The following is a 12773-nucleotide window of genomic DNA, read 5'->3' as shown; positions in this document are numbered from 1 at the left end:
TATAAGACTAGATTCTAGTTGGGTTATTCTTAGTATGATATGTGTTTTATAATATCATTTAAATTTAAAATAAATGTTTTCTTGTGAATAATTGTAATTTTTTATTTGTAAATTATTAAGTAAGTGAAAATTTTAAATAGTTATTATTTATATTTTTTAAAAATATATTATAATTTAAGTGATTATTTTATAATTAGATTTAAATATTAGCAAATTAATAAAATTTTTATTGTAGATTATTGAAATCGATTATCATCAACTTTACAATGTTCTTAAAATATGTTAAATTTAAATCGATAAAGATTTTCAACTAAGAAATAGGGGGTATACTATATGTTTAAACAATGGGAAGGCTTTAAAGAAGGAGTATGGCAAAAAGAAATAGATGTTAGAAACTTCATTCAAAAGAACTATACTGCATATGAAGGAGACAAAAGTTTCTTAGAAGGAAAAACAAAAAGAACTGATGCAGTTTTAGAAAAAGCTCAAAAGTTAATAATAGAAGAAATTGAAAAAGGTATTATAGATGTTGCTACAGATAGAGTATCTGGAATAGATAACTATGAGCCAGGATATTTAGATAAGGATAACGAAGTTATAGTTGGTTTCCAAACAGACGCACCACTTAAAAGAATAGTTAATCCTTTTGGTGGAATGAGAATGGTTGAAAGTTCTTTAAAAGAATATGGCTATGAATTAGATGGTGATATAAGAGAACATTTCAATGCTTATAGAAAAACTCATAACCAAGGTGTATTTGATGCATATTCAGCTGAAACAAGAGCTGCAAGATCTGCTGGTCTTTTAACTGGTCTTCCAGATGCTTATGGTAGAGGAAGAATAATAGGTGACTATAGAAGAATTGCCCTTTATGGTATAGATTATTTAATAGAAGAAAAGAAAAAAGATTATGCTAAGATATCATTTGAAAGCGAAGGATCAGTAGAAGAATATATCCAATTAAGAGAAAATGTTTCAGAGCAAATAATAGCTTTAGAGGCGATAAAATCAATGGCGGCAAGATATGGATTTGATATATCTAAACCGGCTGCAAATGCTAAGGAAGCGGTTCAATTTTTATACTTTGGATATTTAGCTGCAGTTAAAGAAAATAATGGAGCTGCAATGTCTCTAGGAAGAACTTCTACTTTCTTAGATATTTTCATAGAAAGAGATCTTAAGGCAGGAACTTTAACTGAGTTAGAAGCTCAAGAATTAATAGATCAATTTATAATAAAATTAAGATTAGTTAGACACTTAAGAACTCCTGAGTATAATGATTTATTTGCTGGAGATCCAACTTGGGTAACAGAAGGTATTGGAGGTATGGGTGTAAATGGTAAACCATTAGTAACTAAAAACTCATTTAGATATCTTCAAACTTTAATTAACTTAGGACCTGCTCCAGAACCAAATATGACAGTTTTATGGTCAGATAGATTACCAGAAGGATTCAAAAAATTCTGTGCTGAGGTATCAATTAAAACTGACTCAATTCAATACGAGAATGATGAATTAATGAGACCTATATACGGAGATGATTACTCAATAGCTTGTTGTGTATCAGCAATGAAAATTGGTAAGCAAATGCAATTCTTCGGCGCTAGAACTAACTTAGCTAAAGCTTTACTTTACACTATAAACGGTGGTGTTGATGAAAAATCAGGTAAAGTTGTTATTAAAGGTTTAGAACCAATAACAGATGAAGTTTTAGATTACGATAAATTAAGAGCTAATTATGATAAAGTTTTAGAATACATTGCTAAGCTTTATGTAGATACAATGAATGTTATCCATTACATGCATGATAAATATGCTTATGAAGCTGGACAAATGGCTTTACATGATACTCATGTAGAAAGATTAATGGCCTTTGGGGTAGCTGGGTTATCAGTTGTTGCTGACTCATTAAGTGCAGTTAGATTTGCTAAAGTTAAGCCTATAAGAGAAAATGGAATAGCTGTAGACTTTGAAATTGAAGGTGACTTCCCTAAATACGGAAATGATGATGACAGAGTTGATGATTTAGCTGTAGAAATAGTTAGAAAGTTCTCAAGTGAACTTAAGAAACATCCATTATATAGAGGTGCTAAGCACACTTTATCAATTTTAACTATTACTTCAAATGTAGTTTATGGTAAGAAAACAGGTTCAACTCCAGATGGAAGAAAAGCAGGTGAAGCATTTGCTCCAGGAGCTAACCCAATGCATGGAAGAGATAACAGTGGAGCTTTAGCTAGCTTAAACTCAGTTGCTAAAATTCCATACTGTGAAGTTTGTGAAGATGGTGTATCAAACACATTCTCAATTGTTCCAGATGCTTTAGGAAAAGAAGAAGATTCTAGAATAGATAACTTAGTTGCTATTATGGATGGTTACTTTAAACAAGGAGCTCACCATCTAAATGTTAATGTGTTTAACAGAGAAACTTTAATGGATGCTATGGAGCACCCTGAAAAGTATCCAACATTAACAATCAGAGTATCAGGTTATGCTGTTAATTTCAACAGATTAACTAGAAGTCAACAATTAGAGGTTATAAGCAGAACATTCCACGATTCTCTATAATCTTATATAATAAGAGTGTATAAAGTGAAAGCTTTATACACTCTTTTTTGAAATGTTTACTGTAAGGAGGACAGCATTATGGTTAAAGGAAGAATTCATTCATTAGAAACTATGGGGTTAGTAGATGGACCTGGTATAAGATTTGTAGTTTTTATGCAAGGATGTGGAATAAGATGTGCTTTTTGTCATAATCCAGACACTTGGTGCACAGAAGGTGGCACTGAATATACTCCAGAGGAGCTTATAAATAAAATAAAAAGATTTAAAACATATTTTGATGCATCAGGTGGTGGTGTTACTTTCTCAGGTGGAGAGCCTCTTCTTCAACCAGAATTTTTACTAGAATGTTTAAAATTATGTAAAAATGAAGGGATACATACCACATTAGATACTGCAGGTGTTGGATTAGGAAACTATGAAGAAATTCTTAAATATGTTGACCTTATACTATTTGATGTAAAGGAAACTGATTCTAAAAAATATAAGAGTTTAGTAGGGATTCAAATAGATAAATCCTTAAAATTTTTAAAGGTAGTTCAGTCTATGAACAAAAAAATGTGGATAAGACATGTTGTAGTTCCTGGGTATACAGATAATAAGGAAGATTTAATGAGAATTAAAAACTTTGTAGATGGTCTTAATAATGTAGAAAAGGTTGAACTTTTACCTTATCATGTTTTAGGTGTAAATAAATATGAAGGACTTAATATTCCATATAGATTAGAGGGAGTTCCACCTTTAGATAAAAAATGGTTAAAAGAACTTGAAAAAGAAATATTTAATTAATATAATTATTTAGACAAAAACTAAAGTCTAATTTTAGGCTTTAGTTTTTTCTTACATAAAAAATATGTTAGAATAATTAGTATGACATAATTAACATTAAAAAATAAAGCTATATTTTATTAACTTTTTAAAGAAAAGTTTTTAGGTTTTAATAATTAAATGAAAAGAATTTATATTTAATTATTATTCATTATTATATTTTAGAAAAATATTATGAATTTTAGCATATAGAAATGATGGAGGTACTAAAAATGGCTTTAACGCCTATGATGCGTCAGTATTTTGAAATAAAAGAAAACTATAAGGATTGTATTCTCTTTTTTAGACTTGGAGATTTCTATGAGATGTTCTTTGAGGATGCAGAAATAGCTGCAAGAGAATTAGAATTAGTTCTTACTGGAAGAGATTGTGGCTTAGAAAAAAGAGCACCTATGTGTGGAATTCCATTCCATGCATCTAACTCATATATAGGAAGATTAGTAGCTAAGGGATATAAAGTTGCTATTTGTGAACAAGTTGAAGATCCTAAAGTAGCTAAGGGAATTGTTAAAAGGGATGTTATAAAGGTTATAACTCCTGGAACATATACAGATTCTTCTTTTGTTGAGGAAACAAAAAATAATTATATAATGACTATATATACAGACTTAGATAGAAATAGATGTTCATTAGCTATAACAGATATTTCTACTGGAGATTTTTTAGCTACAGAAGGAGAATTAGAAAAGGGAGTTATTTTAGATGAAATATCTAAGTTTAATCCTAAAGAAATAATACTTCTAGATTCTTTAGATCAAGAACTTATAAGAGATATAACACTAACTACTTCAGCCTTAATAAGCAGAAAACCTGTAGAATATTTTGAAGAAAACTTTCAGAAAGTATTAAATAATCAATTTGGAGAAAAATCAAATTCTTTAAGTTTAATTGTTAAAAAATCAAGTAATGCTTTAGTTAAATACATACTAGATACTCAAAAAATAAGTTTAACTAATATAAATGATATAGAAGTATATAGTTTGGTTGATTTTATGACTATAGATTTAAGTTCTAGAAGAAACTTAGAGCTTACAGAGAATTTAAGAGAAAAAAGCAAGAAAGGTTCTCTTCTTTGGGTATTAGATAAAACAGAAACTTCTATGGGAAGTAGAATGCTTAGAAGATGGATTGAAGAACCTCTTGTTAATAAGGAAAAGATAACTTTAAGATTAAATGCTGTTTCTGAATTATTTAATGATCTTTCTTTAAATGATTCTCTTAAAGAAGCTTTACATGATATTTATGATATAGAAAGAATATTAGGTAAAATTTCAAATAAAAATGCTAATGCTAAGGATTTAATAGCATTAAAAACATCTATAGGTAAAATTCCTAATGTAAAAAGAATTATAGAAAATTGCACCTCAAATCTTCTAAAGAATTATCATGATAATTTAGATGATTTAAGAGATATTTATGATCTTTTAGAAAAATCCATAAAAGAAGATCCATCTCTAACATTAAAGGATGGCGATTTAATAAAGGATGGATTTAACGGTGAAATAGATGAATTAAGACTTGCTAAGACTAACGGTAAGGATTGGATATCTAGCTTAGAAAATAGAGAAAGAGAGTTTACTGGCATAAAGTCTTTAAAGGTAGGATTTAATAAGGTATTTGGTTATTATATAGAAATATCTAAGGCTAATTACAGTTCTGTTCCTGAAGGAAGATATATAAGAAAGCAAACTCTAGCTAATGCAGAGAGATTTATTACTCCAGAACTTAAGGAAATAGAAGAAAAACTTTTAGGAGCTAGTGAAAAACTTTGTTCTTTAGAATATGATATTTTCCTAGATATAAGAAATGAAGTTGAAAATCACATAGATAGACTAAAAACTACTGCTAAGATAATTGCTGAATTAGATTGTATAAGCAATTTAGCTTTTGTAGCTTTAGAAAATGATTTTATAAAACCTGAAATTAATGAAGATGGGGAAACTAAAATAGAAAATGGAAGACACCCTGTTGTTGAAAAGGTAATTCCTAAAGGGGAATTTATTCCTAATGACACTATTATAAATAAAGATGATAATCAACTTCTTATAATAACAGGTCCTAATATGGCTGGTAAATCAACATATATGAGACAAGTAGCTATTATAACCTTGATGTGTCAAATAGGTTCCTTTGTGCCAGCTAGCAAGGCTAATATAAGTGTAGTAGATAAAATTTTTACTAGAATAGGAGCTTCTGATGACTTAGCAGGTGGTAAAAGTACATTTATGGTTGAAATGTGGGAAGTTTCTAATATTTTAAAAAATGCTACAGAAAATAGTTTAGTCCTTTTAGATGAGGTTGGAAGAGGAACTAGTACCTATGATGGATTAAGTATAGCTTGGTCTGTTATAGAGTATATATGTAAGAATAAAAATTTAAGATGTAAAACTCTTTTTGCTACTCATTATCATGAGTTAACTAAATTAGAAGGAGAAATTCACGGAGTTAGAAACTATTCAGTAGCTGTTAAGGAAGTGGATAACAATATTATCTTCTTAAGAAAAATAATAGAAGGTGGGGCAGACCAATCTTATGGTATTGAGGTTGCTAAGCTTGCTGGTATTCCAGACGAGGTAATAAATAGAGCTAAGGAAATCTTAGAGACTCTTGAAATGGAATCTTCAAAGAATAATTTAGATTTAGATCTTAAAGAAGAGAATTCTTCAAAAGAAGAAATGGGAGAAGTAGCCACTACAACTTCTTATGAAGTTAAAGAAACCGTAGTAGAAGAGGATAAATTTGAAATTAAAGAAGAAGTTATTTTAAAATCTTTAGATGCTAAAACACATAAAAAAGAAGATAATCAAATACAATTAGATTTCTCAGCCGTAGGAAAAGATAATTTAATAAAAGAACTTTCAGAAGTGGATATTTTATCTTTAAATCCTATGGAGGCTATGAATAGATTATATGCTCTAGTTAAAGAAGCTAAAAATTTAATTTAGCTTAAGGGAAGGAGCTGTTATAAATTTTGAATAGAATAAATATTTTAAATGCAGATACAGCAAATAAAATAGCAGCAGGAGAGGTTGTTGAAAGACCCTCTTCTGTTGTTAAAGAACTTGTAGAAAATTCATTAGATGCAGGAGCAAAAAATATAACTATAGAGATTCAAAACGGTGGAGAATCTCTTATAAAAATAATAGATGATGGCTCAGGAGTTCATCCAGAGGATGTTGAAAAAGCTTTTAATCCTCATGCTACAAGTAAGATAAAGGATACTTATGATATATTCAGTATAAATACTCTTGGATTTAGAGGAGAAGCTCTTCCTAGTATAGCTTCCATTGCAAGAGTATATTTTAAAAGTAAAATAGCAGATTGTGACATGGGTAAGGAACTAATAATTAGTGGTGGAGAAAAAGAATCTTTAATAGACTGTTCTATGAATAGAGGAACTCAAATAGAGGTTAAGGATTTATTTTTTAATGTCCCTGCTAGAAAGAAATTTTTAAAAACAACAGCTAGGGAAAGTGCATTAATAAATGATTTAGTAAATAGAATTTCATTAGCTAATCCAGATGTATCATTTAAATTGTTTAATAATAATAAAAAGATTTTAAATACTTATGGAAATGGAAAATTAATAGATGTTATAAGAACTATTTATGGTAAGTCAACTTCTGAAAATCTAATATATTTTGAAGAACATAAGGATACAGCTTCTGTTTATGGATTTATAGGAAACGATACTTTAGCAAGAGCATCTAGAAATAATCAAAGTCTTTTTGTCAATAAGAGATATGTAAAAAATAGAAGCTTAACTGTAGCTGTAGAAAATGCCTTTAGATCCTTTAATGTTACGGGGAAGTTTCCATTCTTCGTATTATTTATAGATACTTATCCAGAGCTTATAGATGTTAACATACATCCAACAAAATCTGAAATTAAGTTTAAAGATGAACGTTTTATATTCAAGATTGTTTTTGATGCTGTTCATTCGGCTATGAGAGAGTATGTAAAAGACACATTTGCTCTTCCAGAAGAAGAGGAGAAAAAATTTGAAGCTTTGAAAGAAGAAGTTATTCAAGAAAGCTTAGATAAGGAAATAAACAACTTAGAAAAATTAAAAGAAAATATAAATTATAAGGTAAATGAAGATAAAAGGAAAGAAGAGATTTATTCTTATAATAACTCTAATGATTATGAAGCTAAAACAGAAGTTAATATTCCAGTAGATTTCTTATCTAAAGAAAATCAGTATGAATATTCTAATATTAATAACTCTTTAGAAAATAATTGGTTTAAAGAAGTTTCAGCTAAAAGAGAGATTTCTTATGAGCCTATACTTATAAAAAATGAAATTAAAGATAAGGTAAGTGAAAACACTGCTGATTCACTTGAAATAAGTGATTATAGATGTAATAAGAATTCTGTAGAGGAAACAATTTGTAGGGAAGCAAAATTTCCTAAGTTAAAAGTTATTGGTCAATTTAATAAAACTTATATACTAGCTGAGTATGATTCTACTTTGTATTTAATAGATCAACATGCAGCTCATGAGAAGATTCTTTTTGAGAAGTATTCTTCAGATATAGCTAAAAAGAAAGTTGAAATTCAGCCTTTAATTATTCCACTAGTGGTAACCTTACCTATAGAGGATTATCTTTATTATGATGAAAATAAAGATATTTTTGAAAAGGCAGGATTTAAAATAAGTGACTTTGGTGATAATTCTATAAGAATTGAAGAGGTACCATACTTTTTAGATAAATTAAATCCAACAGAGTTGATAATATCTATGATAAATAATTTAAAGAAAATGGGTAGTGGAGAAACTGTAGAGGTTAAATATAATAAAATAGCATCTATGTCCTGTAGGGCGGCAGTTAAGGCTAATGATGTGTTAAGCATATTAGAGATGGAAAACTTAATAGATGATTTAAGATATATAAAAGATCCTTTCCATTGTCCACATGGACGTCCAACCATAATTAAATTTACTAGTTATGAATTAGATAAAAAGTTTAAAAGAATAACTTAAGGAGAGAGACAATTTAAATGAATAATAATTTACTTATTATTGCTGGGCCAACAGCCGTAGGAAAAAGTGATCTTTCAGTAGATTTAGCAAAAAAGCTAAATGGTGAAATAATCTCTGTTGACTCTATGCAAATATATAAATACATGGATATAGGTTCAGCTAAAATTTCTAAGGAAGAAATGGGAGAGATTCCTCACCATTTAATAGATTTTGTTGATCCTAGTAAAGAGTTTAGTGTAGCTGAATTTAAAAACTTAGCTACAGAGAAAATTAAAGATATACAAAGTAGAGGAAAACTTCCTATATTAGTAGGAGGGACTGGACTATATATAAATTCAATCATATGCAATATGAATTTTGCAGAAAGTGATAAGGATGAAGAGTATAGAAAAGAACTTGAAAAAATAGCTAATGAGTATGGTAATGAATATTTGCATGGAATGCTTAAGGATATTGATTTAGAAAGCTATAATTCGATACATTTTAATAATAGAAAAAGGGTAATTAGGGCATTAGAAACGTATAAGTTAACTGGAAAACCATTCTCATCTTTTAAAGCTAAGAATAGTATTTATGAAACTCCATATAATATATATTATTATGTACTTAATATGGATAGATCAAATCTTTATGACAGAATAAATAAAAGAGTTGATATAATGTTTGAAAAAGGTCTTTTAAAAGAGGTTAAGAATCTTAAAACCATGGGATTAACTGATGATATGCAGTCTATGAAAGGTATAGGATATAAAGAGGTTTTATATTATCTTGATGGTAAAATTTCTTTAGACCAATGTATAGAGATGATTAAACAGGGTAGCAGAAACTATGCTAAGCGTCAGCTTACTTGGTTTAGAAAAGATCCTAGAGCTATATTTATAGATAAAGAAACTTTTGATTCTGAAGAAGATATTTCTTCTAAAATTATTAATGACATAATAAATTCTTAGGTTTATAATTAAATTATATTAAAATTTATGGAGGGTAATAGAATGAATAAGTCAATCAATAACCTACAAGATATATTCTTAAACAATGCAAGAAAGGAAAAAATTTCTGTAACAATATTTTTAGTAAATGGGGTTCAATTAAAGGGTATCGTTAAAGGGTTCGATAGCTTTACAGTAGTTTTAGATAGTGATGGAAAGCAACAATTAGTTTATAAACATGCTATAAGCACAGTATCACCAGCTAAACCTATTTTATTTAATAATGCGCAAGGTGTTGATAATTAAATATAGAAAAGAAAAATAGGTAAACCTCTAGCTGGTTTGCCTATTTTTTTTCTATATGATAAGATTTATAAATGTATGATATTTTAATAATGCGGGGGTATAATAATGCTTAATGCAACTATAGAATTACTAAAAAAACAATATAGTTTCACAGATGAGACTATAAAGCTTTATAATCAAGCTATAATTGATGTAGAAAATGAATTTAAAATATATGATGAAATAAGAGAATATAATCAATTAAAAGTTCTTAAGGCTTTTCAAGAGGAGAGAATTTCTGATAACCATTTTACTAATTCAACAGGATATGGTTATGGTGATATTGGAAGAGATACTTTAGATTTAGTTTATGCTAGAATCTTTAATGCTGAAAAAGCTTTAGTTAGACCACATTTTGTTAATGGAACTCATGCTTTAGGAACAGCTTTATTTGGAAACTTAAGACCTGGAGACACTATATTAGCTGTTACTGGTAGCCCTTATGATACTTTACATAGTGTAATTGGTATAAGTGGAGAAGAAAATATAGGATCATTAAAAGAGTATGGTGTTAATTATAAGCAAGTAGATCTTGTGGATGGAAAGATTAATATAGAAAAAGCTTTAGAAATGATTAAAGAAGATGAATCAATAAAGCTAATACATATGCAAAGATCAACTGGATATGGTTGGAGAAATGCTTTTCAAGTTAAAGAATTAGGAGAAGCTATTAAAGCTATTAAAGAATTAAGAGAAGACTTAATAGTATTTGTTGATAACTGTTATGGAGAATTTATAGATATAATAGAACCTACAGATGTTGGTGCTGATTTAATAGCAGGATCATTAATTAAAAACATAGGTGGAGGAATAGCTCCAACTGGTGGATACATAGTAGGAAAAGAAAAATATGTAGAGCAAGCATCTTATAGACTTACTGTACCTGGTATAGGAGCAGAGTGTGGATGTACCTTTGGAGTGATGAAGGATTTCTACCAAGGATTATTCTTAGCTCCTCATGTTGCTATAGAGGCCTTAAAAGGAGCAATATTCTGTGCTAGAATAATGGAACTTGCTGGATTTGAAGTTCTTCCTAAATATAATGATAAGAGAAGTGACATAATTCAGGCTATAAAATTCAATGATAAAGAAAAGCTTATAAAATTCTGTAAGGGTGTTCAATATGCTTCACCAATAGATTCTTTCGTTGAATGTGAACCATGGGCTATGCCAGGATATTCAGATGAGGTTATTATGGCAGCTGGTGCATTTATTCAAGGTTCTTCTATAGAACTTTCAGCAGATGCACCTATAAGAGAGCCGTATATAGCTTATTTACAAGGTGGTTTGACTTTTGATCATTCTAAAATAGGTGTATTAATAGCTTTAAATAATATTTTTAAGTAATATTTTTAAGTAATATGATAATTTAAATTATTAAGTATAAAGATTAACATAGGCTTTTATCAAAATATAATAAAACTTACAAAAATATTTTTCTAATTATTAGCTGTAAGTTTTATTAAAATTTATTTTGATAAAGGTCTATTTTTTATATTCTTTTTATGGAATAAATCTTTTTTATAGTATATAATTAAATTGTTTATTATAATAATATTACGTATTACATTTTATATATTACATATAGTATTACTATGGAAGGTGGAAAGTGTTTTGGAGGAGAACAGAAACAAAGAATTAAAAGTAAAAAGCTTTAGGGTGACTGAAGAAACTTTCGATAAATTTAAAAAAATAGCATCTGATGAGTTTGGAAATCAAGGTCAATGTTTAGATGCTTTAATATCACTATATGAATTGGAAAATTCTAAATCAACATTGATAGAAAGAAAGTTAGAAATAGAGTCTTTTCAGGATTATTTAAATAAAATAAATCAACTTTTTTTAACTTCTCTTCAGATGAGTGAAGATGCAGGGAAAAGAGCAGAAGAAGAGTTTGTTAAGAAGCTTTCTATAAAAGATGTAACTATAGAGAGGCTGCAAAGAAGGGAAGAAGAGCTTATAGAAAGAGATAAGGCTTTAAAAGAAGAAAACAAAGCTAAAACAAAGGAAATAGAAGAGCTTAAAGAGAATATAAAAACTTTAGAAAAAGATAAAAGCACCTTATCTCAATTAGTATCTAGAAACTATGATTTAATAGAAAAAAACAAAGAAGAAATAGCCTCTTTAAAATCTTTAGAAGTTTTAAAAGTTGAAAATGAAAAGTTGATAAAGAAGGTAGAAGAGGATAAAAATTCTTTGAATGAGCAAGAGTCTAATATAAAATCTCTAGAATTAGAAAAAGAATCTTTTAAAGAAAAACTAAATTTCTATGAAGAAAAAGAGAAATCTTATAAGGAAGAGGTTCAATCTTATAAAAAGCTTATAGAAGCTATGAGAAGAGATCACAAGAAGGAGTTAGAGTTGTTAGAGACTAAATACTCTGAAATGGTAGAGAAAGAGTCTACGAAGCTTAAAAATGATTTTGAAAGTAGGTTAGAATTAGAGAAAAAAACTTTAGAATTAGATATAAAAACTTTAGAATACGAAAAAGAAGTTTTAGAGAATAAGTTGAATACGTAATATATATTTATTTATAAATATTATGTAGAATAATTCATGGAATTTAACATTCTATACAGGTTATATAAATTGGAAACTTTGTAAATTATTGAGTTTTTTAAAAATAAATAGTAAGTATCTATATTTTTAAGTAAAATCAATAAAAAAGCAGGAAAATTTGTGATATATGAAATTTTCCTGCTTTTTTATTATTAATAAGCTCTATAAATTCCTACTAATTTACCTAAAATAGAGCAATTTTCAACTATTATAGGTGCATAGTTTTTGTTTTCTGGTTGTAGTCTTATGAATCCATTTTCCTTAAAAAATCTTTTTATGGTAGCTTCATTTTCTATTAGAGCTACTACAATATCTCCATTTATTGCTACGTTCTTCTGTTCTATTATTGCTAAATCACCATCTAAGATTCCAGCTTCTATCATACTGTCTCCAGTAACTTTTAAAATAAATAAATCATTATTATGCTTAACGTAGTTTATAGGTATTTGGAACATATCTTCTATATTCTCTGTAGCTAAAATAGGCATACCAGCAGTAACTTTACCTATTATAGGAATATCTATTAATTCATTTTCTTCATTAGATAATTCTACTATTTCTAA

At 28.2% G+C, this 12773-nt stretch carries 9 protein-coding genes; 8 read left to right on the top strand and 1 reads right to left on the bottom strand.

Annotated features, from left to right (window positions below; genetic code table 11):
* Nucleotides 1-333: 333 nt before the first annotated feature.
* The 8 genes from pflB to Q1J60_RS02745 all read left to right on the top strand — a co-directional run bounded on the left by pflB (nucleotide 334) and on the right by Q1J60_RS02745 (nucleotide 12171).
* Nucleotides 334-2568 (top strand): formate C-acetyltransferase, encoded by a 2235-nt coding sequence (pflB, locus tag Q1J60_RS02780; protein ID WP_300258189.1) that lies wholly within the window; start codon nucleotides 334-336, stop codon nucleotides 2566-2568.
* A gap of 78 nt (nucleotides 2569-2646) precedes the next feature.
* Nucleotides 2647-3354 carry a pyruvate formate-lyase-activating protein gene (gene pflA, locus Q1J60_RS02775; protein WP_300258186.1) on the top strand — a complete coding sequence of 236 codons (708 nt, stop codon included), beginning with the start codon at nucleotides 2647-2649 and terminating at the stop codon, nucleotides 3352-3354.
* A 251-nt stretch (nucleotides 3355-3605) separates the two neighbouring features.
* Nucleotides 3606-6338: a DNA mismatch repair protein MutS gene (mutS, locus tag Q1J60_RS02770; protein ID WP_300258183.1), complete on the top strand. Its 2733-nt coding sequence runs from the start codon at nucleotides 3606-3608 to the stop codon at nucleotides 6336-6338.
* 26 nt (nucleotides 6339-6364) lie between these two features.
* A complete protein-coding gene (gene mutL / locus Q1J60_RS02765; protein WP_300258180.1) occupies nucleotides 6365-8377 on the top strand; it encodes a DNA mismatch repair endonuclease MutL in 2013 nt (670 codons plus the stop codon).
* Nucleotides 8378-8394: 17 nt separating this feature from the next.
* Nucleotides 8395-9327, top strand: coding sequence for a tRNA (adenosine(37)-N6)-dimethylallyltransferase MiaA (gene miaA / locus Q1J60_RS02760; RefSeq protein WP_300258177.1), 933 nt, complete (start codon nucleotides 8395-8397; stop codon nucleotides 9325-9327).
* A 42-nt stretch (nucleotides 9328-9369) separates the two neighbouring features.
* On the top strand, nucleotides 9370-9612 hold the full coding sequence (gene hfq, locus Q1J60_RS02755; protein WP_300258174.1) for an RNA chaperone Hfq: 243 nt from the start codon (nucleotides 9370-9372) through the stop codon (nucleotides 9610-9612).
* A gap of 105 nt (nucleotides 9613-9717) precedes the next feature.
* Nucleotides 9718-10998: a methionine gamma-lyase family protein gene (locus Q1J60_RS02750; RefSeq protein ID WP_300258173.1), complete on the top strand. Its 1281-nt coding sequence runs from the start codon at nucleotides 9718-9720 to the stop codon at nucleotides 10996-10998.
* 267 nt (nucleotides 10999-11265) lie between these two features.
* The gene (locus Q1J60_RS02745) at nucleotides 11266-12171 is read left to right on the top strand and encodes a coiled-coil domain-containing protein (RefSeq protein ID WP_300258171.1); all 906 of its coding nucleotides are present in this window, start codon (nucleotides 11266-11268) and stop codon (nucleotides 12169-12171) included.
* 191 nt (nucleotides 12172-12362) lie between these two features.
* Here the strand turns inward: Q1J60_RS02745 and lexA are convergent.
* The coding region (gene lexA, locus Q1J60_RS02740; RefSeq protein ID WP_300258168.1) for a transcriptional repressor LexA at nucleotides 12363-12773 on the bottom strand (411 nt) is incomplete at its 5' end.

Origin of the sequence: Clostridium sp. (assembly GCF_029258205.1) — a bacterium.
Lineage (GTDB): Bacteria > Bacillota > Clostridia > Clostridiales > Clostridiaceae > Sarcina.
This window is presented reverse-complemented; position numbering and strand designations above follow the sequence as displayed.

Excerpts from the sequence above, each read along its gene's own strand:
- miaA (WP_300258177.1), top strand. The coding sequence starts at position 8,395 with ATGAATAATAATTTACTTATTATTGCTGGGCCAACAGCCGTAGGAAAA.
- pflB (WP_300258189.1), top strand. The coding sequence starts at position 334 with ATGTTTAAACAATGGGAAGGCTTTAAAGAAGGAGTATGGCAAAAAGAA.
- hfq (WP_300258174.1), top strand. The coding sequence starts at position 9,370 with ATGAATAAGTCAATCAATAACCTACAAGATATATTCTTAAACAATGCA.
- pflA (WP_300258186.1), top strand. The coding sequence starts at position 2,647 with ATGGTTAAAGGAAGAATTCATTCATTAGAAACTATGGGGTTAGTAGAT.
- Q1J60_RS02750 (WP_300258173.1), top strand. The coding sequence starts at position 9,718 with ATGCTTAATGCAACTATAGAATTACTAAAAAAACAATATAGTTTCACA.
- mutS (WP_300258183.1), top strand. The coding sequence starts at position 3,606 with ATGGCTTTAACGCCTATGATGCGTCAGTATTTTGAAATAAAAGAAAAC.